22 protein-coding genes are annotated in these 22,829 nt (G+C 63.7%); 6 read left to right on the forward strand and 16 right to left on the reverse strand.

Annotated elements, in window-relative coordinates; genetic code table 11:
* Positions 1-27: 27 nt before the first annotated feature.
* The 3 genes from AWH62_RS11550 to AWH62_RS11560 all read right to left on the reverse strand — a co-directional run bounded on the left by AWH62_RS11550 (position 28) and on the right by AWH62_RS11560 (position 4,039).
* Positions 28-1,206, reverse strand: a complete 1,179-nt coding sequence (locus AWH62_RS11550) for a hypothetical protein (RefSeq protein ID WP_075190660.1) — start codon at positions 1,204-1,206, stop codon at positions 28-30.
* Between the two features lie 162 nt (positions 1,207-1,368).
* Entirely contained in the window at positions 1,369-2,571 is a 1,203-nt protein-coding gene (locus AWH62_RS11555; RefSeq protein WP_075190661.1) for a glycine C-acetyltransferase, read from the reverse strand.
* A gap of 319 nt (positions 2,572-2,890) precedes the next feature.
* Positions 2,891-4,039 carry a serine hydrolase gene (locus AWH62_RS11560; RefSeq protein WP_075190662.1) on the reverse strand — a complete coding sequence of 383 codons (1,149 nt, stop codon included), beginning with the start codon at positions 4,037-4,039 and terminating at the stop codon, positions 2,891-2,893.
* Between the two features lie 164 nt (positions 4,040-4,203).
* Here AWH62_RS11560 and AWH62_RS11565 point away from each other — a divergent pair, with 164 nt between their 5' ends.
* On the forward strand, positions 4,204-4,848 hold the full coding sequence (locus AWH62_RS11565) for a hypothetical protein (protein ID WP_075190663.1): 645 nt from the start codon (positions 4,204-4,206) through the stop codon (positions 4,846-4,848).
* 392 nt (positions 4,849-5,240) lie between these two features.
* Here the strand turns inward: AWH62_RS11565 and AWH62_RS11570 are convergent, their stop codons facing one another.
* The 5 genes from AWH62_RS11570 to hutI form a co-directional block, all read right to left on the reverse strand.
* Complete coding sequence (locus tag AWH62_RS11570) at positions 5,241-5,642, reverse strand: hypothetical protein (protein ID WP_075190664.1); 402 nt, start codon at positions 5,640-5,642, stop codon at positions 5,241-5,243.
* 67 nt (positions 5,643-5,709) lie between these two features.
* Positions 5,710-7,380, reverse strand: a complete 1,671-nt coding sequence (hutU, locus tag AWH62_RS11575) for a urocanate hydratase (RefSeq protein ID WP_075190665.1) — start codon at positions 7,378-7,380, stop codon at positions 5,710-5,712.
* Complete coding sequence (gene hutG / locus AWH62_RS11580; RefSeq protein WP_075190666.1) at positions 7,381-8,193, reverse strand: N-formylglutamate deformylase; 813 nt, start codon at positions 8,191-8,193, stop codon at positions 7,381-7,383.
* On the reverse strand, positions 8,193-9,716 hold the full coding sequence (gene hutH / locus AWH62_RS11585) for a histidine ammonia-lyase (RefSeq protein WP_075190882.1): 1,524 nt from the start codon (positions 9,714-9,716) through the stop codon (positions 8,193-8,195). The genes hutG and hutH overlap by 1 nt, the downstream gene beginning before the upstream one ends.
* Positions 9,713-10,921, reverse strand: coding sequence for an imidazolonepropionase (hutI, locus tag AWH62_RS11590; RefSeq protein ID WP_075190667.1), 1,209 nt, complete (start codon positions 10,919-10,921; stop codon positions 9,713-9,715). The genes hutH and hutI overlap by 4 nt, the downstream gene beginning before the upstream one ends.
* A 104-nt stretch (positions 10,922-11,025) precedes the next feature.
* Here hutI and AWH62_RS11595 point away from each other — a divergent pair, with 104 nt between their 5' ends.
* Positions 11,026-12,399, forward strand: coding sequence for a formimidoylglutamate deiminase (locus AWH62_RS11595; RefSeq protein ID WP_083635164.1), 1,374 nt, complete (start codon positions 11,026-11,028; stop codon positions 12,397-12,399).
* The gene (gene hutC / locus AWH62_RS11600; protein WP_075190669.1) at positions 12,396-13,148 is read left to right on the forward strand and encodes a histidine utilization repressor; all 753 of its coding nucleotides are present in this window, start codon (positions 12,396-12,398) and stop codon (positions 13,146-13,148) included. The genes AWH62_RS11595 and hutC overlap by 4 nt, the downstream gene beginning before the upstream one ends.
* A 67-nt stretch (positions 13,149-13,215) precedes the next feature.
* Here hutC and hisIE read toward each other — a convergent pair whose 3' ends face one another.
* The 7 genes from hisIE to AWH62_RS11635 are packed head-to-tail and all read right to left on the reverse strand — an operon-like array spanning position 13,216 to position 19,025.
* Complete coding sequence (gene hisIE / locus AWH62_RS11605) at positions 13,216-13,845, reverse strand: bifunctional phosphoribosyl-AMP cyclohydrolase/phosphoribosyl-ATP diphosphatase HisIE (RefSeq protein ID WP_075190670.1); 630 nt, start codon at positions 13,843-13,845, stop codon at positions 13,216-13,218.
* Complete coding sequence (gene hisF / locus AWH62_RS11610) at positions 13,842-14,609, reverse strand: imidazole glycerol phosphate synthase subunit HisF (RefSeq protein ID WP_075190671.1); 768 nt, start codon at positions 14,607-14,609, stop codon at positions 13,842-13,844. Before hisF ends, hisIE begins: the two co-directional genes overlap by 4 nt.
* Positions 14,591-15,325, reverse strand: coding sequence for a 1-(5-phosphoribosyl)-5-[(5-phosphoribosylamino)methylideneamino]imidazole-4-carboxamide isomerase (gene hisA, locus AWH62_RS11615; protein ID WP_075190672.1), 735 nt, complete (start codon positions 15,323-15,325; stop codon positions 14,591-14,593). The genes hisF and hisA overlap by 19 nt, the downstream gene beginning before the upstream one ends.
* Complete coding sequence (hisH, locus tag AWH62_RS11620; protein WP_075190673.1) at positions 15,322-15,921, reverse strand: imidazole glycerol phosphate synthase subunit HisH; 600 nt, start codon at positions 15,919-15,921, stop codon at positions 15,322-15,324. The genes hisA and hisH overlap by 4 nt, the downstream gene beginning before the upstream one ends.
* On the reverse strand, positions 15,918-17,816 hold the full coding sequence (gene hisD / locus AWH62_RS11625) for a histidinol dehydrogenase (RefSeq protein WP_075190674.1): 1,899 nt from the start codon (positions 17,814-17,816) through the stop codon (positions 15,918-15,920). The genes hisH and hisD overlap by 4 nt, the downstream gene beginning before the upstream one ends.
* 10 nt (positions 17,817-17,826) lie before the next feature.
* Positions 17,827-18,711 carry an ATP phosphoribosyltransferase gene (gene hisG / locus AWH62_RS11630; RefSeq protein WP_075190675.1) on the reverse strand — a complete coding sequence of 295 codons (885 nt, stop codon included), beginning with the start codon at positions 18,709-18,711 and terminating at the stop codon, positions 17,827-17,829.
* Positions 18,708-19,025, reverse strand: a complete 318-nt coding sequence (locus AWH62_RS11635; RefSeq protein WP_075190883.1) for a YerC/YecD family TrpR-related protein — start codon at positions 19,023-19,025, stop codon at positions 18,708-18,710. The genes hisG and AWH62_RS11635 overlap by 4 nt, the downstream gene beginning before the upstream one ends.
* A 145-nt stretch (positions 19,026-19,170) precedes the next feature.
* Between AWH62_RS11635 and AWH62_RS11640 the strand changes: the two genes are divergently transcribed.
* The gene (locus tag AWH62_RS11640; protein ID WP_075190676.1) at positions 19,171-19,485 is read left to right on the forward strand and encodes a metalloregulator ArsR/SmtB family transcription factor; all 315 of its coding nucleotides are present in this window, start codon (positions 19,171-19,173) and stop codon (positions 19,483-19,485) included.
* Here AWH62_RS11640 and AWH62_RS11645 read toward each other — a convergent pair.
* Positions 19,482-20,009, reverse strand: coding sequence for a rhodanese-like domain-containing protein (locus AWH62_RS11645; protein WP_075190677.1), 528 nt, complete (start codon positions 20,007-20,009; stop codon positions 19,482-19,484). The two genes, AWH62_RS11640 and AWH62_RS11645, sit on opposite strands and share 4 nt — an antisense overlap.
* A 134-nt stretch (positions 20,010-20,143) precedes the next feature.
* Here AWH62_RS11645 and AWH62_RS11650 point away from each other — a divergent pair, with 134 nt between their 5' ends.
* Together AWH62_RS11650 and AWH62_RS11655 are read left to right on the forward strand one after the other, a co-directional pair.
* Positions 20,144-21,013, forward strand: a complete 870-nt coding sequence (locus AWH62_RS11650; protein ID WP_075190678.1) for an MBL fold metallo-hydrolase — start codon at positions 20,144-20,146, stop codon at positions 21,011-21,013.
* Position 21,014: 1 nt separating this feature from the next.
* A complete protein-coding gene (locus AWH62_RS11655) occupies positions 21,015-22,778 on the forward strand; it encodes a SulP family inorganic anion transporter (protein WP_075190884.1) in 1,764 nt (587 codons plus the stop codon).
* The last annotated feature ends 51 nt before the right edge of the window (positions 22,779-22,829 follow it).

Consider the following 22,829-nt stretch of genomic DNA (forward strand, 5'->3'; position numbering starts at 1 on the left):
CGGTTCTTCATTCAGCGCGACGCGTGATCAGCCTTCCGCTGTACCGACCGGCGGGAAGATGCGACCCAGCGGGCCGACCTGCGGGATCGGCATCAGCAGGATGCGGCGGACCGGGTTCCAGGCTGCGCCCAGCAGGACCACGATTGCACCCAGGACCAGCAGCGTCACGGCGACGACCGCACCAGCGCCCAGATCGGACCCATTGACAATCACGCCGATTGAAACACCCGCCGTGACCAGTCCGGAGACGATCAGGGCGCGGCGATTGATCAGCAGCGAGACCAGGGCAAACAGGCCGATCACTGTCAGCGCCGTAATGGCGAGGCGCATCGACTCGGCACTGTCCGATGCCATGGCTGCAAACAAGTTGAGGTTCTCCGGATTGGCGAAATCACTCTCCTGAAGGGTCATGCCGGTCTGGGTGAAGTTCAGAACGGCCCCCAGCAGGACCGGCGCCGCAAAGAAGTGAAGCCAAAAGGCGGTTCCCGACAGGCGCGTCTCGCGACCCGGATCACGGGCATCAAACAGGATGCCGGCCAGCAACAGGGCCCCACCGCCAGCAACATTGATGCTCGGTGACCAGATGATCACCGTATAGGGATCAACTGCCAGCAGGGTCATCACAGCGGTCAGAACCAAACCGACCCCCATCAGCCCGCCGGCGAAGGGCAGACGGTAGCTGACATAATAGGCCGTGACCGGCAGCAGGAAGGCGAGGCCGAACACGATCGGCATGAAACGGATGGAGACCGGCAATTGCGCCAGCACCATCATCACCGCCTCGCGGCCGAATTCCATATCGTCGACACCGGCTCCGGCGAGCTCGAAGCTTTCCTCGGAAATTCCGGCACCATGGATCAGGAATTGGGCATAACCCCAGACCAGGACGATCATCGTCGTCACGCCGAAGACCGAACTGAGCACAATGCCCGGCAGGATGCGGCGTTGCTTGCCGACCAGCAGGGCCGACAACAGCCAGGTAAAGATCGCGATCCCGCCAATCAGCGCCATCAGCGCGTTCTGGAAGGCCTGTTCGCCCTCTTCCAGGCCAAGCCCGGCCATCACCTGGCCGGCACCGGCACCCAGGCCGGCGAGCAGGATCAAGACCCCGATCGTGGTGAAGATGTCGTGGAAATTGTTCAGGAAAGGCAGCATCTCGTCCGATGGACGCGCGCTGCTGGCACGCACTTCGCTGGTATCCGTCATGGCAGTCCCCTGTGTCACATACCCGTGTGATGCCCCCAAGCGATCATTCGGATGCAGATTTCGCCAAAAAAGCGAGTCTGACCGGGGAAGACTACGCGTATTTGGGGAAAGCGTCAGGGGGACTGGATGGGGCGGCGTCCCGGCGAGCGGGACGAGTACCCATCAAATAACTCCCAACTCCCGGCCCACCTTCGTAAAGGCCGCCACTGCGCGATCAATCATCTCCGGCGTATGCGCCGCCGACATCTGGGTGCGGATTCGCGCCTTACCCTTGGGCACGACGGGGAAGAAGAAGCCGATCACATAGACGCCCTCATCCATCAGTTTCGAAGCCATCTCCTGGGCCAGCTTGGCATCGCCCAGCATGACCGGAATGATCGGGTGCTCGCCGGGCAGAAGGTCGAAACCGGCCTCACTCATGCCTGTGCGGAAGCGTTTGGCATTGTCGAACAGGCGGGCGCGCAGATCTTCACCCGCGGCGACCATGTCGAGCGCCTTGAGCGAGGCTCCTGCGATGGCGGGCGCCAGTGAATTGGAGAACAGATAGGGCCGCGAGCGCTGGCGCAGCATGTCGATGATCTCGCGCCGCGCCGCCGTGAAACCGCCCATCGCCCCGCCCAGCGCCTTGCCGAGCGTGCCGGTGATGATGTCGATCTCACCCAGCACACCGCAATGTTCCGGCGTACCTCGACCTTGTGAGCCCATGAAGCCATGCGCGTGGCAATCATCGACCATGGTCAGCGCGTCATATTGTTTGGCCAGGCGGACGATGGATTTGAGGTCGGCGATATAGCCATCCATCGAGAACACGCCATCGGTAACGATCAGGACATGGCGCGCGCCATCAGCCCGGGCCTGTTTCAGCTGGGTCTCGAGATCGGCCATATCGGAATTGGCATAGCGATAGCGCTTGGCCTTGCACAGGCGCACACCGTCGATGATCGAGGCATGGTTGAGCGCGTCGGAGATGATCGCATCCTCCGGCCCCAAAAGCGGCTCGAACACGCCGCCATTGGCGTCAAAGGCGGCGGCATAGAGGATGGCATCCTCGCAGCCGGCAAAGGCCGCGACCTTGGCTTCCAGCTGCTTGTGCAGGTCCTGCGTGCCACAAATGAAACGCACCGAGGCGACGCCGAAGCCATGACTGTCCAGCGTCGACTTGGCCGCTTCGATCAGTTCCGGCCGGTTGGCCAGGCCGAGATAGTTGTTGGCGCAGAAATTGATGACATGGCTGGACGCCCCATCCGCCGTCACATCGATCTCGGAGAATTGCTGCGAGGTAATGATGCGTTCGCGCTTGTAGAGCCCGTCAGCATCGATCTGGCTGAGTTCGGCTTTGAGGTCGGCGAAAAAGGCGTCGGACATCGGGGGCTCCCAAGGGTGAGTCTGTGTTGGCCACCTTCTATTGCCCTACCCTCGCCTTGTCATCCCGGCCACCCGCTTTCGCGGGCGCAGGCTCCTGCCCCGCAAAAGCAGGGCGCAGAGCCGGATGACAATTTGCTGGTAAACAAGGAGAGGCAAAACCCATTTTTCCCGGCCGCAAACCGGCGAAAGCCGGTTGGAGAGCCGGGACCGACTGCACGTTTTCACAAACGATGAGTATCCGGTCGGTCCCGGATAGCGCTGACGCGCTTCCGGGAAAAATGGAAACCTGGATCTCCTTCCTCGCAACACGGCATTCCCCCTACTCCACAAACTGTTCCGGATAGACCCACCACCAAGGCATCGGGTTTTCACCCATCGCCTGCTCGACGATCTGCGAATAGATCAGCTCGGCGCGGACTGAATTGGCGAGCAGGACGATGCAGCGCTGCGTCTCCTCATGGCAGGTCGCGCGGTTGCCGGTCCAGGGATTGTGGCCACCCTTGTCGAACCAGTGACCGGTCTCGTCCTGGAAGGTGATCACGCCCAGTCCGGCTGCCAGTCCGATCGCCGCCGCGCGCGGGTCTTCCTCGGTGGTGATTGTCGGAAACTGGCCTGGCGAACGGATCACCTGAGAGGGGGAGACAAATTCGGCACGCGCCTCGGCGCTCAGTCCCTCGCCGCGAACCATGCCGGCCCACATCCGCGCCTGGTCGGCGATGGTCGTGTCCATCGATCCCGCCGCCGACACACCGGAGCGCTCGTCATGCGGCTCAAACGTACCATCCATCGCATAGCCGTCGGCGAGATGGTCAGCGAAATCCTCGCGCCATTGCATCGAAGTGTCGGTCATGCCGAAACGGTCAAAAATACGGGTCTGCATCTCCTCTTTGAGGTCGAGGCCGAGACCTTCCTCGATCACATGCTGGAGGATGTAAAACCCTTCCGCCGAATAGGTCTGACGTTCGCCCGGCGGGAAATGGAATTGCAGGCGGCCATCCTCTTCCAGCCAGCGGAAATTGGCGAAACCGGTGCCGTTGGACAAGATGATCCGCGCTGTCAGATCGCGCCATTGCGGCTGGTCGGCGAGATCGGCCCATTCGTCATACTCGGGCAAGGGCCGCGGCAGATAGTCGGCGATCGAGGCATCGAGATCGATCAGCCCCTCATCGACCAGCATCAACACATAATAGCCAAAGGCCGCCTTGGTCAGCGAGGCGCCATACATGATGCTGTCGGTCTCGAGCGGCGCGGCATTCTTGCGATTGCGGTAGCCGAAGGCGGCGACATGGGCGACTTCGCTCTCATCAATCAGCGCATAGGCCAGTCCGACCACCTCCTCCTCCGCCATCAGCGACTGGATCGCGGTATCGAGTTCGACAATCTCCGCCTCGCTCCAGCCATCGGGCTGGGCCAGGGCGGAACCGGTCACGGCGAGAAGAGAGGTGGCAGCGGTCAACACGGCACGCATGGGCATTCCTTCGCATTGTTCGCAGGAAGGCTAGGCGACGGCGATGAACGCGGTAAGCGGGACGCTGGCCTGGCGCGTCTCCCTCCCGCGCATCACCCTGTTTCGCGTTGACACCTCTCTTCCCGCCCCGCACCGTCGCGCAACAGGATCCGGGGGGAGACATCATGACAATGACCAGGCGCGGTGAGCGTTTTTTCTTTTTCTATGCGCTGGCGCTGTTCGCCATTGTGGCGACGGCCTTTCCACTGCATGCGCTGGTCAATGGCGATGAGCTGCCCCCCCTGCTCCCGCACATGCATGTGCATGCGGTCTCGATGGGCCTTTGGTTCGCTTTGATGGTGCTTCAAACCACGCTGATCGCGCGCGGCAATTACGGTTTGCACAAGACACTGGGGGTCAGCAGTCTGGCGCTGGTGCCGGTCATGCTGGGGACGGGCCTTTATATCTCCTGGGAGAATTTGGCTCGCACCGGCGACAACACCATCCTGATCGCCAACATCGCCAATGCCGCTGTCTTCCTCGTCTTCTATGGCGCAGCTTTGCTGAACCGGACGAAGTCGGCCCTGCACAAGCGCTTCATGCTGTTCGCCAGCCTCGCCCTGATGTTTCCCGCCTTCTCGCGGGTGACCTATATTCTCCACGTGGACGTCTATCTCGTCCTGCCCATGTGGCTGGCCTTCCTGCTGGCCGTACCGGCTTACGACCTGATCAGCCAGCGCAAGATCACCGCCGCCAGCGCGTTCGCGGTCGCGATCAATGGGATCTACATCGTCAGCCTAATTCTGGCGACGTCTCCGCCGCCGGGATGACAATTTGCGGGTGAATATGGACAGGCGAAACCCATTTCTCCCGGCCGCAAACCGGCGAAAGCTGGTTGGAGAGCCGGGACCGACCGCGCGTCTTCACAAGCGATGAGTATCCCGTCGGTCCCGGATAGCGCTGACGCGCTTCCGGGAGAAATGGGAACGGGTTTCTTCCCCATTTCATGGGGAAGTGGGCCGGTGCGAAGCATCGGGTCGATGAGGCCGAGCGTGAGCGAGGAAACCCGCACGTCGCCTTCGGCGCCGCCCCTCCGTCTCGCCCTCCCGGCGATTCCCTTGCTCCTCGCGGAGAGAGAAAGGCGCGCTGGATATTCCTGCTCTCCTAGAGCGAAGGTGGCCCACAGGACCGAATGAGGGCTACAACGGCGGTGGATTTTCAGTCAGTCGCGCCCGTGTTGGAACCAACTACCGATGGCTGTGAGAGCTCCCGCATAGGTCATCAGCCACCAGACATACGGGAAGTATCCGAACCGATGGCTATGCGGACCAAACCCACCTTGTGTGTAATGAACATAGAGACCGGCAAGACCGGCTATCGCGACGAACACGCCGCCCGCGCTCAAGAAAACCGAGAAGGTTCCCCAACCCGCAACGACCCGCGGACGCGCGAGCGCCATCAAGCAGCCTGCGATCCAAAACCCCGTCGCCACAGTCAGTGCCACGCCCGTCAGCAACAACCCGATCCCGGTGCCCAACTCCGCATTGTAAATCATGCCGTCGAAGGCGCTGGCGCAAAAGAAGGAAGCCGCCAGCGGAATCAGCACAAACAGAAAGCGAAGCATCGTGACTCCCCGACCGACGGAATACGTGTTTCACGCTAAGCGCGATGCAGAGTGACCACAACACTCCCTACTTCACACTCGGCAAATCCAACCCCTGCTCCCGCGCGCAGTCCTTGGCAATCTCATAGCCCGCATCGGCATGACGCATCACACCGGTCGCCGGGTCATTCCACAACACGCGGCCAACGCGGGCGGCGGCGTCTTCGGTGCCGTCGGCGAGGACGACCTGGCCGGAATGCATCGAATAGCCCATGCCGACCCCGCCGCCATGATGCAGCGAGACCCAGGTGGCGCCGGAGGCGGTGTTCAAGAGCGCGTTGAGGAGCGGCCAGTCGGCGACGGCGTCGGAACCGTCCATCATGGCTTCGGTCTCGCGATTGGGGCTGGCGACCGAGCCTGAATCGAGATGGTCGCGGCCGATCACGACCGGGGCGGAGAGCTCGCCCGTGCGGACCATCTCGTTGAACGCGAGGCCCAGCTTGTGGCGTTCGCCCAGACCGACCCAGCAGATGCGCGCCGGCAGGCCCTGGAAGTGGATGCGCTCACGCGCCATATCGAGCCAGCGGTGAAGGTGGGGATTGTCCGGGATGAGTTCCTTCACCTTGGCGTCGGTCTTGTAGATGTCTTCCGGATCACCCGACAGCGCCGCCCAGCGGAAGGGACCAATGCCGCGGCAGAAGAGCGGGCGGATATAAGCCGGCACAAAGCCGGGGAAGTCGAAGGCATTCGAGACCCCCTCATCATGCGCCATCTGGCGGATATTATTGCCATAATCCAGCGTCGGGATGCCCTGCTCCCAGAAGGCCAGCATCGCCTTGACCTGCTCGGCCATGGAGGCTTTGGCGGCGGCTTCAACGGCAGCGGGATCGCTCTCGCGCTTCTCATCCCATTCGGCGAGGCTCCAGCCGGCAGGCAGATAACCGTTTGCCGGGTCGTGGGCGGAGGTCTGGTCGGTGACCATGTCCGGCTTGACGCCGCGTTTCACGAGTTCGGGGAAGACCTCGGCCGCATTGCCCAGCAGGCCGACCGAGATTGCCTCGCCCTTGGCACAGGCCGCGTTGATCATCGCCAGAGCGTCGTCGAGATTATCCGCGCTCTTGTCGAGATAGCCGGTCTTCAAGCGCATCTCGATCCGGCTCGGCTGGCATTCAACCGCCAGCATGGAGGCGCCAGCCATGGTCGCAGCCAGCGGCTGGGCGCCGCCCATGCCGCCAAGGCCGCCGGTCAGTATCCACTTGCCGGTGAGATCGCCGTCATAATGCTGGCGACCGGCCTCGACGAAAGTCTCATACGTGCCCTGAACGATGCCCTGCGAACCGATATAGATCCAGGACCCGGCCGTCATCTGGCCGTACATCATCAGGCCCTTTTTATCGAGTTCGCGGAAATGATCCCAATTGGCCCAATTGGGCACGAGATTGGAGTTGGCAATCAAAACGCGCGGTGCATCCTTGTGGGTCCGGAAAACCCCGACCGGCTTGCCGGACTGGACCAGAAGCGTCTCGTCTTCCTTCAGCCGCTTCAGCGTCGCGACAATGCGGTCATAGCTCTCCCAGTCACGCGCCGCCCGACCGATGCCGCCATAAACCACCAGCTCTTCCGGCTTCTCGGCCACGTCGGGGTCGAGATTATTCATCAGCATGCGCAAGGGCGCTTCGGCGGCCCAATGGGTGGCGTCGAGCTTGGAGCCATGCTTGGCGCGGATGATGCGGGAATTGTCGCGGCGGGTCTGGGACATTTACTTCACTTCTCCGGAATAGAGATTTTTGGCCGCGTCGAGCGCGGCTTTCATGACGTCCTTGAGGGCAGCGCGCAGCTGGTCGGCCTTGGCTGTGTCCAGCGTCCAGGGCGGCGCCTCGCTCATATAGGCGGACTGGGCGAGTTCCATTTGCAGGGCATGGATATTCTGGCTCGGACGACCAAAGGCGCGGGTGATGAAGCCGCCCTTGAAGCGGCCATTGACGATGGAGGCATACTCCTCGTGATCCATCATCGCCTTGACCGCCCAGCGTTCGATCATCCGGTCACAGCTCTCGCCGCCATTCGTGCCGAGGTTGAGATCGGGCAGCACGCCTTCAAACAGGCGCGGCACTTCCGACGCAATCGAGTGGGCATCCCAGAGCAAGGCATAGCCATGCTCCATCCGGGTCGCCATCAAGGTCTCGGTCAGGGCGCGATGGTAGGGGTCATAGAACTCGGTCCGGCGTTGTTCGATCTCGGCATCGTGCGGGGCCTCGCCGTCCTTGTAGATCGGCGTGCCGTCAAACAGGGTGGTCGGCACCAGGTCGGTGGTCGCCTGCCCCGGGTAGAGCGACGTGCCGGTCGGGTCGCGATTGAGATCGATGACATAGCGCGAATAATTGGCCCGGATGACCGTCGCGCCCATCGCATCGAGGAAATCGTAGAGTTCCGGTATGTGCCAGTCCGTATCCGGCAGCCCGCCTGCAGGCTCGCTCAAGCGATCCGCCAGACCCGGCGCCAGCGCCGTGCCCGAATGCGGCATGGAGACAACAAGCGGCGAGCTGCCGCGCTTGAGGGTGAAAACGTCCATCAGGCAATCCCGGGAAGCACGCCCGCGACCGCGACAAGCCCCCTGCCCGTCACGAGATCGCGCGCATTGGCGATGTCGCTGGCAAAGTAGCGGTCATCACCATAGGCGGGAACCGTCTCGCGCAATTGCGCCTTGGCCGCCTCCAGCGAGGCGGACGAATTCACGCCGGCATGAAAGTCCGTACCCTGGGCGCCGCAAAGCAGCTCTATTCCCACCACGGCATGCAGATTCTCCGCCATTTTCAGGAGGCGGAAGGCACCATGGGTCGCCATCGAGACATGGTCTTCCTGGTTGGCGCTTGTGGGGATGGAATCGACCGAGGCCGGATAGGCTTTCTGCTTGTTCTCCGAGACCAGCGCCGCCGCCGTCACATGGGCGATCATGAAGCCGGAATTGATGCCCGGATTGGGCGTCAGGAAGGCCGGCAGGCCGGAGACGGCCGGGTCTGTGAGAAGCGCGATCCGCCGTTCGCAGATCGAACCGATCTCACAGGCTGCCATGGCAATCTGGTCGGCGGCGAAAGCAACCGGTTCAGCGTGAAAATTGCCGCCGGAAATGGCTTCGTCCGTATCCGTGAAAATCAGCGGATTGTCAGTCACCGCATTGGCTTCGCGCTCCAGCACGGCGCCGGCCTGACGCAGGAGGTCGAGCACGGCGCCCATCACCTGGGGCTGGCAACGCAGGCAGTACGGGTCCTGGATTTTCTCGCAGCCGACATGGCTTTCGAGGATGCCCGAACCGTCGAGCAGACCGCGCAAGGCCGCGGCAACATCGATCTGACCCGGATGGCCGCGCAACGCGTGAATGCGGGGGTCAAACGGCGCGACCGAGCCCTTGGCGGCGTCGACACTCAGCGCACCCGACACCAAGGCAGCCTGAAAACCCGCCTCGACCTCGAACAGGCCGGCCAGCGCCAGGGCAGTCGAGGTCTGGGTGCCGTTGAGCAAGGCCAGACCTTCCTTCGGACCCAGCTGGACCGGGTTCAGGCCGGCCTTGGCCAAACCCTCACGGGCCGGCATGCGCTCGCCGCCGACGGTCACGTCTCCGGCCCCGATTAGCGCCGCCGACATATGCGCCAGCGGCGCCAGGTCGCCGGAGGCGCCGACCGAGCCCTGCGACGGGATGACCGGCAGCACATCGGCATCCAGCATGGCCTGCATGGCCTCGATCGTGGCCCAGCGAATGCCGGACGCGCCGCGGCCGAGACTGGCCAGTTTCAGCGCCATGATCAGGCGCACGATACGGGGGGCGAGCGGGTCGCCGACTCCAGCCGCATGCGACAGGACAAGCCGTTCCTGCAAGGTGGCCAATTCGTCATCGGCGATACGGGTCTGGGCCAGCTTGCCGAAACCGGTATTGAGGCCATAGACCGCCTTGCCCGAAGCGATCAGCCGGTCGACCGTGGCCGCCGCCGCATCGACATCGACCTTTGCAGCCGCATCGATCCGGATCTCGGCGCCGCGCCAGATTTTCGCCCAGTCGGCCAGCGTCATGGCGCCCGGTTTGATGGTCACAGCTGTCACTGCCATTCTCCTGCGAGGATGCGGCCATGCAGCGGCCGGCGTCCGATCCATTGAATGATTTCTGCGGGACGTTCGACATCCCAGATGGCGAGGTCAGCCGCCTTGCCAACCTCCAGCGTGCCGATTTCGTCTTGCAGACCCAGCGCCCGCGCCGCATTGCGGGTCATTCCGGCAAAGGCTTCCGGCAAGGTCAGACCGAACAGGATGCAAGCCATGTTCGCAGCGGTAAGGAGCGAGACCATCGGAGACGTGCCTGGATTGGCATCGGTCGCGACCGCCATCGGCACACCCGCCGCCCGCAGCGCGTCAACTGGCGGCCTCTTCGTCTCCCGGAGCGAATAGAAAGCGCCCGGCAACAGCACCCCCACCGTGCCGGCCTTGGCCATCGCGGCGATGCCGTCGGCATTGGTGTATTCGATATGGTCGGCCGACAGGCCGCCGAACTCGGCGACCAGCTTGGCGCCGCCCGTGTCGGAGAGTTGGTCAGCATGCAGCTTGATCGGCAGGCCGGCGGCCTTGGCGGCGATGAAGAGGCGGCGGGTCTCTTCCGGCGTGAAGGCGATCCCCTCGCAATAGGCATCAACCGCATCGGCCAGACCTTCACGGGCCGCTTCGCGGATCAGCGGGATGCAGACCTCGTCGATATAGCGACCGCTCTCACCCTTGTATTCCGGCGGCACGGCATGAGCGGCGAGCAAGGTCGCCGAAACTCGCATGCCCGAGGCCCGGGCGACACCGCGTGCGGCGCGCAACATGGTGCGCTCACTGTCGCGGGACAGGCCATAGCCCGACTTGATCTCGACGGTACCGACCCCTTCCTGGGCCAGGGCATCGAGCCGGGTCAGCGCCGACGCGGCCAGCTCGGCGGCACCGGCTTCGCGGGTCGCAACGACCGTGCGGGCAATTCCGCCGCCTGACCGGGCGATACTCTCATAGCTTTCACCGCCCAGGCGCCGCTCGAACTCGTCGGACCGGTCACCGGCAAAGACCAGATGGGTGTGGCAATCGATCAGCGCCGGCGTCACCCAGCGACTGGCCAGGCGTTCCGTCTCGCGAGCCTCGCCCGGAATTTCGGACATCGGTCCGATCCAGGCGATCCGCCCGTCCTTGATGCCCAGCGCCGCCTTCTCGATCACGCCATAGGCATCACGGCCGGCGACCATGGTCGCGAGACGGGCTTCGGTGAGCAGGCGGTCGAACATCATCGCTGTGATCTCCCGGCGAGCGGGCTTGTGAAAAGGGCTTTGCTCGCGTCTAATTGTCTATACAATAAATCCCGGTTTTCGAGTCTGTCCAGCGGGGAGACACCGTGTCCACTGATTTTCATCTCGCGCACGCTTTGCTGCCCGATGGATGGGCCAGCAATGTCCGCCTGTCCTGCGATGACGACGGTCATATTTGCGCGGTAACAAGCGGCGTTTCGGCACAAGCACGCGATACGCGTCTGGGAACCGTCGTGCCGGGCATGGCCAATCTCCACTCACACGCCTTCCAGCGCGCCATGGCCGGCTTGTCGGAAAGGCGCGGTCCGGGCCGTGACAGTTTCTGGTCCTGGCGCGAGGTGATGTATCGCTTCCTCGACCGACTCGATCCCGACGCCGTCGAAGCGATCGCCGCGCTGGTTCAGGTCGAAATGCTGGAAGCCGGTTTTACCGCCGTCGGCGAATTCCACTATCTTCACCATGATGCCGACGGTACCCCCTACGATGACCCGGGTGAAATGGCGGGCCGTATCTGCGCGGCAGCGAACACGACCGGGATCGCCCTCACCCTGCTGCCGGTCTTCTACCGCCATGCCGGTTTCAACCAGACTCCCGCCACGCAGGGACAGCGCCGTTTCCTCAATGATCCAGATAGTTATGCCCGTTTGATGGAGCGTGCCCGGCATCATGCCGGACCCCTGCCAAACGCCCGTGTCGGCATCGCCCCGCACTCGCTGCGCGCCGCCTCGATGGACGATATCACCACCATCCTGCCCCTCGCCGGAAAGGACCCCATCCACATCCACATCGCCGAACAGACCGGGGAGGTCGAGGCCTGTCTTGCTGCCACCGGCCAGCGCCCGGTCCGCCATCTGCTCGACCACCAGCCCGTCAATGACCGCTGGTGTCTGGTCCACGCCACCCACATGGACTCGGGTGAAATTCGCGACCTCGCCGCCTCCGGCGCTGTCGCCGGCCTGTGTCCATTGACCGAGGCCAGCCTGGGCGATGGCCTCTTCCCGGCCGTCGATTACCTCGCCGCCGGTGGGGCGATCGGCATCGGTTCGGACAGCCATATCCGCATTGATCTGGCCGAGGAAATCCGTCTCCTGGAGTATGGTCAGCGCCTGACGCACCGCCAACGCAATCTCCTCACACGCCCCGGCACCAGCACCGGCCACAACCTGTTCGATGCCTGTCTTGCCGGCGGGGCCCAAGCGTTGGGCCAACCGATGGGGCGTCTGCAAGTGGGCCTGCGCGCGGATCTGGTCGAACTCGAGACCCGACATCCCGTGCTGACCGGTCGCCGCGATGACGCCTTGCTCGACAGCTGGCTGTTTGCCGGTGATGCCCGTCAGGTCCGCAGCGTGCATGTCGGCGGGCGATTGTGCGTGACCGAAGGCCGGTCCCTTGTCCGGGACGCCGTCGAGCTACGTTATGCCAATACGCTGCAATCGATCTTGGAAGGCTGGTCCGCATGAGTGATTGGCGAGATCAGCTCAAGCTCGACGGCGACGGCCCGGTCTATGACCAGATCCGGCGCACCCTGCTCGACCGGATCAGGTCGGGCAGCTGGGAGCCCGGCCATCGCCTGCCATCAGAGGCCGATCTCTGCGACCATTTCGGCACCGCCCGAATGACTGTCAGCCGCGCGCTGCGCGCTCTGACTGATGAAGGCCTCGTGGTACGCAAACGCCGGGCCGGCAGCTTTGTCGCGCGTCCGGATGCCCCGGCGGCCATTCTCAAAATCGTCGACATGGCCAGTGCCATTCCGGCACGCGGCCAGCGTTATGGCTATCGCTGCCTGCTGAACCGGACCGGGCCAGTTGATGACGACGTCGCCCGGTTGATGCGCCTCCGACCGGGCGCACGCGTGCAGCATGTCAGCTGCATCCATACCGCCGACGGCGCGGCCGTGGAGTTCGAGGAGCGCTGGATCAATCTGGCGCTGCTTCCCGACGCCGCCCAAGCCGATTTCAACACGGAAGCGCCCGGTGGCTGGCTATTGCGCAAGACACCGTGGACCGAAGCTGAACACACCGTGTCGGCCATCAATGCCGACGAGACCCTTGCAACTTGTCTCGACATCACCCCAGGCACGGCCTGCCTTGTGCTGGAAAGGCGGACGTTCCAAGGCGACGAGGTGGTTACCGTCGCCCGGCTGACCCATCCCGGTGACCGCCATGTCATGAGCGAGCGATTCGGACCGTCCGACACGCGGCGAAGCTAGACTGTCGCGGATATGCCTGCGACACGCTTTCGACCGGAACCAGCACACACCGCCAGCCGCCGTCCGACTACGCGGTCGGCTTCGATGCCCGCACCGCATGCCGCTTGCGCAGAACATTGACGACATCGTCCAGGCTCAGCTCACGTGATTCCAGCAAGACCATGAGGTGGAAGAGAAGGTCCGCCGACTCGGCCGCCAGCGCGGTCTTGCTTTCCGACACGGCCGCCATCGCCACCTCGACCCCCTCTTCGCCGACCTTCTGGGCCGGTCGCTTGGGCGCCTTGGCCATCAAGCTGCCGACATAGGAGCCCTTGGTCTTGTCCTTCTTGCGCTTGCGGATGATCGCCCGCAAATGCGCCAGGAAGCCAAGCCCCGGCCCCGGATCATCGCCGAAACAGCTGACCGTGCCGGTATGGCAGGCCACGCCTTTCGGCTTGACCTCGACCAGCAGCGCATCGCTATCACAATCAGCGGTCAGATTGACCAGCTTGAACGTATTGCCGGAGGTTTCGCCCTTCTTCCACAGGCGCTGTTTGGAGCGCGAGAAGAAATGGACCTTGCCGCTCTCAACCGTCGCCGCAAGCGCTTCGGCATTCATATAGCCGAGCATGAGGACCTGACGGGTCGCCACATCCTGGACGATCGCCGGGATCAGGCCATCGCCCTTTTTCCAGTCGAGCGTATCTGCATCAATCATGGCCGAACCCTGATTCCCTCACCACCAAGCCAAGCCTTCAACTGCCCGATCTCGATGACCCCCTTGTGAAACACGCTGGCAGCCAGCGCGCCCTCGACCTTGGCAAGTTCGAACACGGATTTGAAGTGCTCTTTTCGCCCGGCCCCGCCGGAGGCGATCAAAGGTGTGGAACACACCTGCCGGACCGCCTGCAATTGCTCGATATCATAGCCGTCGCGAACACCATCCTGGTCCATGCAGTTGAGCACAACCTCGCCAGCCCCGCGGTCGATTCCCTCGGCGATCCAGTCCAGCGTTCGGCGATGACCGATCACGGTCTTGTCCGGATCGCCAGTATATTGGTGCACTCGCCAAGCGCCCTCAATGATTCGACTATCGACACCGAGCACCACGCACTGGCTGCCAAACTCGGCCGCCAGCCGATCAATGATGGCAGGATCCTCCAGCGCCGGCGTATTGACCGAAATCTTGTCCGCTCCGGCAAACAGGCGCGCCCGGGCATCGTCGACCGAGCGGATGCCGCCCGCGACGCAAAACGGAATGTCGAGTTCGCGCGCCACCGCACTGACCCATTCCGGCTCGACTGTCCGACCGCGGGCGCTGGCGGCGATGTCGTAGAAGACCAGCTCGTCGGCCCCTTCCCGGGCATAGCGACGCGCCAGATCGACAATGTCGCCGACATCCTCGTGATCACGAAAGCGCACGCCTTTGACCACGCGCCCGTCACGCACGTCGAGACAGGGGATTATGCGTCGCGCAAGCATGCCACTGCCTCCGCCACGGTGAAGCGTCCCTCATACAGCGCCTTGCCGGTAATCGCGCCAGCCGCGCCGGCCTGTTTGGCGGCGCGCAAATCCTCCAGCGAAGCGACACCGCCCGAGGCTTGCCAGGCAATGTCGGGATAGACGGTCGCGAGGCGCGTGTAGAGACCGATATTGGGGCCGGAGAGGTCGCCGTCGCGGCCAATATCGGTGACCAGGGCATGCGCCAATCCACTGTCGGCATAGGATGCGAGAACGTCTTCCAACGTGGTGTCGGTCGTATCCGTCCACCCTTTCAGGGCCGGCCGGTAGCGCCCGCCAATCTGGCGCACATCGAGCGCCAGCGTCAGGCGATCGCCGCCATAACGGTCGAGCCAGTCTCGCACCCGTTCCGGTTCGGTCACGGCAAGCGATCCGACGATGACCCGCTCGACACCGCTGGCCAGCAGGTCTTCGATATCCTCCGCCGTGCGAACGCCACCACCGGTCTGCACCCGCAATCCGGTCTCGCAGATGGTGCGAATAATCGCGCCCTGACGTCGGGCTCCATCGCGGGCGCCGCTAAGATCGACGACATGGATCCATACCGCCCCGGCCTCGCCAAACTGCTCGGCAACGGCCCGCGGATCGTCGCCATAATCGGTTACGGCGTCGAATTCACCCTTGTGGAGCCGCACGACGCGGCCATCCAAAAGATCAATTGCTGGATAAAGTATCATCTCGAACTCATTGCAAAATTTGCCAGAATACGCGCTCCGGCAGCCCCGGAACGTTCCGGGTGAAACTGGCAGCCAGCGATATGCCGATGCCGGACCAATGCCGAGACTGGACGCCCATAATCACAGACCGCCGCAGTTACTGGTCCGGGCGGGGCGTAAAACCCATGCACGAAATAGACATGCTCACCGGTCTCGATTCCGGCCAGCAAGGGCTCGTCCGGATCAAGGATCTCAAGGGCATTCCAGCCCATGTGCGGCCAGACACCGTCAGCCGGCGGTGGCAGTTTTTCGATCGCCCCCGGGATCAGGCCAAGGCACGCGACCTCCCCTTCGGCCGAGCGCTCGAACAGCATCTGCATGCCGAGACAAATCCCGAGCAAGGGGCGCGTGTCGGTCGCCAGAGCCTGGTCCCAGCCGGCAGTACGCAGGCGCCGCATCGCCGGGCCGGCCGCACCGACACCGGGCAGGATGAAACGGTCACAGCCAGTCATCCTGGCCGGCGTGTCAATGACCCGATAGGTCAGTCCCGCCCGCTCAAGCGCAAATCGGACCGACGCCAGATTGGCGCAGCCCGTGTCGATCAGGCCGATGCTCATGCCAGCATGCCCTTGGTCGATGGCAAGGCATCGCCCTCAACCCGCAAGGCCTGACGCAAGGCGCGACCGAAGGCCTTGAAGCAGCTTTCCACCATGTGGTGGGCATTCTCGCCCTCCACCTTCACATGGATGGCCGCGCCGAGACTCTCGGCGATTGAGCGGAAACAGTGGGGCGTCATCTCGACCGGGAATTCGCCGACACTGTCGCCGGGGATTTCCCCATCGAAGCGCGCAAACGGTCGACCAGACAGGTCAATCCAGACCGCCGCCCGGCTCTCATCCATCGGCAGTTCAAAACCGAACCGACCCAACCCGCGCTTGTCACCAAGCGCCGTGCGCAGGGCCTCACCAAAGGTCAGGCAGACATCCTCGATCGTGTGGTGGCCATCAATCTCGAGATCACCTTCCACGGCCACGTCCAACGCGAAACCGCCGTGCCGGGCAATCTGGTCGAGCATGTGATCGAAATAGCCGATACCGGTGGCGATCCGGATCGGGCCATCGCGATCCAGATTGACCGTCACCGTGACGTCGGTCTCCTTGGTCTTGCGGCGCTTGCTGCCGGCGCGCGGACCGGCAGGCGCAAGCTGCACAGCGTCCTCCGCCGCCTTTTCACGGCGCAGGCGCATGGCCAGGGCGTGGGCGTCCAGCTGTTCCAGCGCGGCCAGGCGCTCAACCGTCGGCGCCATGGCAGCGGCGCCGCCCCGGCTGGCGCGCAGGATGGTGGTCGTCTTCTGGAAGCTTTCCACCGAGACGCCGCCATGCGCCTTGGCGGTGCCGGCTGTGGGCAGGGTGTGGTTTGGTCCGGCGGCATAATCACCCGCCGCTTCCGGCGTCCAGGCTCCCACAAAGATCGAGCCGGCATGACGGACCAGCCCGAGCAGGCGCTCGGCGCTCTCGGCCTGCAGGATCAAGTGTTCCGGCGCGTAGACATTGGCGATATCGGCGGCATCCTCGACCGTGTCGCAGATGAGGATACGCGAGGCCGCAAGTGCTTGGCGGGCGATATCAGCACGGGGCAGGTCGGCAATCAGACGTCCGACAGATGCCGCCACGCGGTTCGCTGTGTCTCCATCAAAGCAGACCAGCATGACCTGGGCAGAGGGATCATGTTCAGCCTGGCTGAGCAAATCGCTGGCGACCAGGTCTGGGTCCGCTTGGCCGTCGGCGATGACCATCACCTCGCTGGGTCCGGCCGGCAGGTCGACCGCAGGCCCGCCGGGCAGGCTGCTGACATAAGCCTTGGCGGCCGCAACATAGGCATTGCCAGGACCAAAAATCTTCTCAGCCCGCGGCAGTCCCGCAACACCCAGCGACAGGGCTGCGACGGCTTGGGCACCGCCAATGGCATAGACTTCGTCGAGGCCCAGCAGATCGGCGGCGGCGAGCAGCGCCGGATTGACACCGGCCTTGCCCTGGGGCGGCGCGACGACGGCAATACGCGGCACGCCGGCGAGCTGTGCCGGCACGGCCAGCATGATCAGGGAGGACACCAGCGGCGCCGAACCGGCTGGCACATAGAGTGCCGCCGTGTCGATCGGGGTGGCGCGGCGCGAGGCCGTCACCCCGGGCCAGGTTTCGACCGAATAATTACGATAGCCCTGTTCGATGTGAAAGCGCCGGACCGCATCGGCTGCCGCCTTGATCGCCTCGGCATCCGCCGGGTCGAGGGAAGCACGTGCAGCGGCAATGGTGCCGGCCGGGACCCGGAAATCGGACGGCGCATATCCGTCGAGCCGTTGCGCGTAGGCGCGGACGGCCGTCTCGCCCTGATCGCGTACGGCATTGACGATGTCGCGCGCCGCGGCGTCCGCCGTGCCGGCACTGAGCGGCCGGGCCAGCGCGGCAGCGCGATCCTCGGATGAGGTCTGCGTCCAGTTGATGATGTCCAGCATGGTCTTGGCCTCAGGCGAGCATTTTTTCGATCGGCAGGACGAGGATGGCGCGGGCGCCCTCTTTCTCCAGCGCTTCCAGGGTCTCCCAGAAGACGCGTTCGCGGCAGACGGCATGCACGGCAACGACATCCTCGCGACCGGCGACCTTGGCGATGGTCGGAGCATCCGCGCCCGGCAGCAGCGCCCGGATCGCGTCAAGCCGGTCGGTCGGCGCATTCAGCATGATGTATTTGGTCTGGGCCGACGCGATCACGCCTTCGGCGCGCCGCATCAGGATATTGGCGATGGCATCGCTGTCAGCCGGGCGCCCGGACTTGCGGCGGATCAGCACCGCCTCGCTGCGCAGGACGGTTTCAAACGCCTTGAGACCATTGGCCTGCAGGGTGGCACCGGACGACACCAAATCGCAGATTGCATCGGCAATGCGCAGCCTTGGCGCGACTTCGACCGAGCCGCGCATTTCGACGATCTCGGCCTCGATACCGCGATCCTTCAGGAACTGTGCGGTCAGCCCGGGATAAGAGGTTGCGATCGCCTTGCCTGCCAAGTCCTCGAACGAGCGGATATCGCCATCCTGCGGCGCGGCCAGTTTCAGCGTGCAGCCGGCAAAACCCAGTCGCAGGGCGATTTCGAGCTCACGGGCCCGGACGCTGGAGGCCTGCTCCTCGGCCAGAACATTCTCGCCGACAATGCCGTAATCACACGCACCGCTGCCGACGAAATTGGGAATGTCATCATCGCGCACCAGCATCAGGTCGACGGGCATGTTCTCGGCCCGCTGGTGCAGCTTGTCGCGGCCATAGGCGAAACGCAGACCACAGCGTTTCAGCAGGTCCATGCCACCTTCAGCGAGGCGGCCCTTGCTCTGAACGGCAATGCGCAGACGGGAGGTCACGATCGGCTCTCCTTGAGACGGTTGAGAATGGTGCGATAGCCCTGCCAGGGTTCCTGGCTGAGAAAGCGTGCGACCCGGGTGACCGTGGTCGTGCTGGCGCCGGTCATGTCGGAGATTTCGCGATAGGAATGCCCGCCCTCGGCCAGAAGTCCGGCGACCCGCCAGCGCTCGGTGAGCGTCTTCATCTCGCCCGGCGTCAGCAGGTCGCGCAGGAAACGTTCGGCCTCGCCGATGTCGCGCAAAGCGAGAATGGCCTCGCTCAGGGCGGTCAGGTCGGTCGGTCCGTCGGGTCGGCTGGTGGGCGTATCGGTCATCATGTCGATCTCCTTGAGGTCGATATAGCGTATTAGCGCGCTAACACAATAACAGATTCAGTTGACTTGCAGCATGGCCCGATGATTGCGGATGACAGGTCCTCCCCTATATAGTTGCGAAGCTACGCAACTACCGGGTCAGCCAATGCAATATGATGACATGAAGCCGATGGCCGAGACCGTCGCCGATCTCATGAAGACGCTGGCCCACCCCAACCGCCTTTTGGCCCTGTGTGCGATGATGGAAAAGGAGCGCTCGGTCGGCGAGCTGGCCGAAGCGCTCGGCATGCGCGACCAGGCGATGTCGCAGCAATTGGCCATCCTGCGCAACAAGGGCCTCGTCTCAACCAGGCGTGACGGCCAGACCATCTATTATGGCCTGGCCGATGCGCGGATTGCGACGGTGATGTCGGCGCTTTATGCGACCTACTGCGCGCCGGAAGACGGCGCAGCGGCTTAGCCCGGCCGGAAACCGAGACTGGCGAAGACCGAGCTGGCCGGACAGAAGCCGGTGAAGCTCGCTTGCAGCAACATGGCGCTGACGCCGGCCCCGAGGACCAGGAACCAGGGCGAGAAAACCAGCGACAGGCCGATAGAGACGAGCACCAGGAAAGACGCCATCGCCATGACCGCCTGCTGGATGGTCATGCCGGTCGGCGCATCTTCTGCACGCAGTGTCGGCAGCTTGCTGGCCTTCCAGCCGAGAATTCCGCCCTTCACATGGCCGGCGACCTTTATGTCAGCCTCGCGGCACATCTGCAGCGCCCGCCCGGAACGGCCGCCCGACTTGCAGTGCAGGATGATCTCGCGGTCGTCGCCGCGCGGCAGGCAGTCCGGCTTGAAGCCCGACAGCGGCGCCAAGATTGCGCCGGGAATGCGTTCGTCTGCAAACTCGCCGGCTTCACGCACGTCCACCAAGAGATAGCGGCCGGCCTCGAGCCCGGCCTGCACCTCGGCTGGTTCAAAATCCTTGTGGTCTGTCATAGTGATCTTCCATCGAGTGTTGATGCCCGGATGTGGGCCGTTGCGATCTATATAATCGTACTTGCATAGTTTTGCAAATATATTATATGAAGGTCTCAACGCGATCCCATTCGGCAACAGGAAAGGCCGAACTCATGACCCAGACCCCAACCGTCAAGGCCTTCTTCGACGAAGACACCTTCACCGTCAGCTATGTCGTCTCCGACCCGATGACCAAGCAGGCCGCCATCATTGACTCGGTCCTCGATTTCGACCCGGCTTCCGGCCGCACCTCGACCCAGTCCGCCGATCGCCTGCTTGAGCACATTCGCCGCGAAGGGTTGACCGTCAACTGGGTTCTGGAAACCCATGTCCATGCCGACCATCTCTCTGCCGCGCCCTATCTGGCGCGCGAAACCGGGGGCCGGATCGGCATCGGCTCGCATGTCACCCATGTCCAGGCAGTGTTCGGCGACCTGTTTGACGCCGAGCCGGACTTCGCCCGCGACGGCTCGCAATTCGGGCATTTGTTCAAGGATGGCGAGCGCTTCAAGATCGGTTCCATTGAAGCCGAAGCGATCTATACGCCGGGCCATACGCCAGCCTGCATGGTCTATCATGTCGGCGATGTTGCCTTTGTCGGCGACACGCTTTTCATGCCCGACTTCGGGACCGCTCGCTGCGATTTTCCCGGCGGCGATGCCCGGAGCCTCTACACCTCGATCCAAAAGATTTTCGCCCTGCCCGACGAAACCCGGCTTTATATGTGCCACGACTACAAGGCGCCGGGGCGGGACCACTACGCTTGGGAAACCACGGTGGCCGAACAAAAGGCGGGCAATATCCATGTCCATGCCGGCATCACCGAGGACGAATTTGTGGCGATGCGCACCGCTCGCGACAAGGAATTGAGCATGCCGCGCCTGATCCTGCCCTCGGTCCAGGTCAATATGCGCGCCGGCAACCTGCCGCCGCCGGCAGATAATGGCACGCGCTATCTCAAGCTTCCGTTGGATGCGCTGTGAGATGTTGAAGGTCCTGCGTCGTTTCTTGCCCGGATTGGAATGGCTGGACGGCTATCGCCGGACCCAGCTGACCCGGGACGGTTTGGCCAGCCTGGTCACGGCCGTCCTGTTGATCCCGCAGAGTCTGGCCTACGCCCTGCTCGCCGGGCTGCCGCCGCAGGCCGGGCTCTATGCCTCGATCGCGCCGCTGATCGCCTATGCCCTGTTCGGGTCGAGCCGGGTCCTCGCGGTCGGCCCGGTGGCGGTGATCTCGCTGATGACAGCGGCGGCCATCGGTTCGCTTGGGCTCACCAATCCTGCTGAAATCATGGCCGCAGCGGGGGCCCTCGCCCTCCTGTCGAGCGCCTTTCTCCTGCTCTTCGGCGTCTTGCGCCTTGGCAGTGTCGCCAACTTCCTGTCTCGTCCGGTGGTCGAAGCCTTCATCACCGCATCGACGGTACTGATCATCGCCAGCCAGCTGCGTCATTTCCTCGGCGTATCAATGGAAGGCGCGACCATTCCCGAGCTGATCGTCTCCTTTGCGCACGAGTTTGACGGAATCAACGCAGTCGCGCTCCTTGTCGGGCTAATCAGCCTTGCTTTCCTGATCGGCGCCCGCTCCCTCCTGCCCCAATTGCTCAAGCGGTCTGGCATGGCCGATGGACTCGTCACCTCGCTGACCCGCGCAGCACCGGCAGCACTGGTGGCCCTGACAGCATTGGCGGCGTGGACGCTCGGCCTCAATGAACGGGCTGGGTTGGCGATTGTCGGAGAATTGCCGTCGGGATTGCCGCCGCTTGCCTTCCCGCTTGTGCCGCTGGAAACTTGGCGCGCCCTGATCGGACCGGCCGCCCTGATCTCCCTGGTCGGATTTGTCGAGAGCGTATCAGTCGGCCAGTCACTGGCGGCCCGGCGCCGTGAGACAATCGAGCCGAACCGCGAATTACTGGGCCTTGGGGCCGCCAATGCCGCCTCGGCGTTGACCGGCGGCTATCCGGTAACCGGCGGGTTTGCCCGCTCGGTGGTCAATGAGAGCGCCGGCGCCGAAACCCCGCTGGCCGGCGTGTTCACGGCGATCATCATCCTGCTCGTGGCCGTCTTCCTGACGCCACTTTTCTACCACCTGCCCAAGGCCGCCCTCGCCGCCACCATTCTCGCTGCAATCTGGCGCATGGCGAATTTCCAGGACGCGTGGCACGCTTGGAAATTCTCCCATGCCGACGGGGCTGCGGCCTTTCTGACCCTGGTCGGGGTTTTATTCTTGGGTGTTGAGATAGGCCTGACACTGGGCGTCGCCTTGTCAGTCGGCCTGGTGCTGCAACGAACCATGCGACCACATTGGGCCGAGGTCGGCCAAGTGCCACGCACCCACCATTTCCGCAATATCAACCGGCATGAGGTGATCTGCTCACCGCATGTGGTCTCGCTGCGGATCGATGAAGCCCTCTATTTTGCCAATGCCCGATTCCTGGAATCGCTGGCTGGCGACATCCTGGCCCGCGAAAGCCGCCCGACCGATCTCGTCCTCTTGTTTCCGGCCGTCAACTTCGTCGACGCCAGCGCGCTGGGCAGCCTGCGCGCGATCAATTCACGACTGTCCGATGCCGGCGTCCGACTTCACCTCTCGGAGGTCAAGGGACCAGTCGCCGACAAGCTGATCGACGCTGGCTTCTTTGACGAGCTGTCCGGCGAGGTTTTCCTCTCGCACTACGCTGCCATGCGCACGCTCGACCCGAAAACCACCTTGCGGGCGGAAGGGATGATGCCAGACAAGGACGACCTGTGATGGATTGAATTGGTCTGATTGCCAGTGCGGTCTGAATCGCTATCGTTCGGC

This window comes from Maricaulis sp. W15 (assembly GCF_001924955.1).
GTDB lineage: Bacteria > Pseudomonadota > Alphaproteobacteria > Caulobacterales > Maricaulaceae > Maricaulis > Maricaulis maris.

Coding starts and splice junctions, on each gene's coding strand:
- AWH62_RS11655 (WP_075190884.1), top strand. CDS start 21,015: ATGTTGAAGGTCCTGCGTCGTTTCTTGCCCGGATTGGAATGGCTGGAC.
- AWH62_RS11645 (WP_075190677.1), bottom strand. CDS start 20,009: ATGACAGACCACAAGGATTTTGAACCAGCCGAGGTGCAGGCCGGGCTC.
- hutU (WP_075190665.1), bottom strand. CDS start 7,380: ATGTCCCAGACCCGCCGCGACAATTCCCGCATCATCCGCGCCAAGCAT.
- AWH62_RS11635 (WP_075190883.1), bottom strand. CDS start 19,025: ATGACCGATACGCCCACCAGCCGACCCGACGGACCGACCGACCTGACC.
- hisIE (WP_075190670.1), bottom strand. CDS start 13,845: ATGATTGATGCAGATACGCTCGACTGGAAAAAGGGCGATGGCCTGATC.
- hutG (WP_075190666.1), bottom strand. CDS start 8,193: ATGGACGTTTTCACCCTCAAGCGCGGCAGCTCGCCGCTTGTTGTCTCC.
- AWH62_RS11560 (WP_075190662.1), bottom strand. CDS start 4,039: ATGCGTGCCGTGTTGACCGCTGCCACCTCTCTTCTCGCCGTGACCGGT.
- hisD (WP_075190674.1), bottom strand. CDS start 17,816: ATGCTGGACATCATCAACTGGACGCAGACCTCATCCGAGGATCGCGCT.
- hisH (WP_075190673.1), bottom strand. CDS start 15,921: ATGAGCATCGGCCTGATCGACACGGGCTGCGCCAATCTGGCGTCGGTC.
- AWH62_RS11565 (WP_075190663.1), top strand. CDS start 4,204: ATGACAATGACCAGGCGCGGTGAGCGTTTTTTCTTTTTCTATGCGCTG.
- AWH62_RS11555 (WP_075190661.1), bottom strand. CDS start 2,571: ATGTCCGACGCCTTTTTCGCCGACCTCAAAGCCGAACTCAGCCAGATC.
- AWH62_RS11570 (WP_075190664.1), bottom strand. CDS start 5,642: ATGCTTCGCTTTCTGTTTGTGCTGATTCCGCTGGCGGCTTCCTTCTTT.
- hutI (WP_075190667.1), bottom strand. CDS start 10,921: ATGATGTTCGACCGCCTGCTCACCGAAGCCCGTCTCGCGACCATGGTC.
- AWH62_RS11650 (WP_075190678.1), top strand. CDS start 20,144: ATGACCCAGACCCCAACCGTCAAGGCCTTCTTCGACGAAGACACCTTC.
- hisF (WP_075190671.1), bottom strand. CDS start 14,609: ATGCTTGCGCGACGCATAATCCCCTGTCTCGACGTGCGTGACGGGCGC.
- AWH62_RS11550 (WP_075190660.1), bottom strand. CDS start 1,206: ATGACGGATACCAGCGAAGTGCGTGCCAGCAGCGCGCGTCCATCGGAC.
- AWH62_RS11640 (WP_075190676.1), top strand. CDS start 19,171: ATGCAATATGATGACATGAAGCCGATGGCCGAGACCGTCGCCGATCTC.
- hisA (WP_075190672.1), bottom strand. CDS start 15,325: ATGATACTTTATCCAGCAATTGATCTTTTGGATGGCCGCGTCGTGCGG.
- hutC (WP_075190669.1), top strand. CDS start 12,396: ATGAGTGATTGGCGAGATCAGCTCAAGCTCGACGGCGACGGCCCGGTC.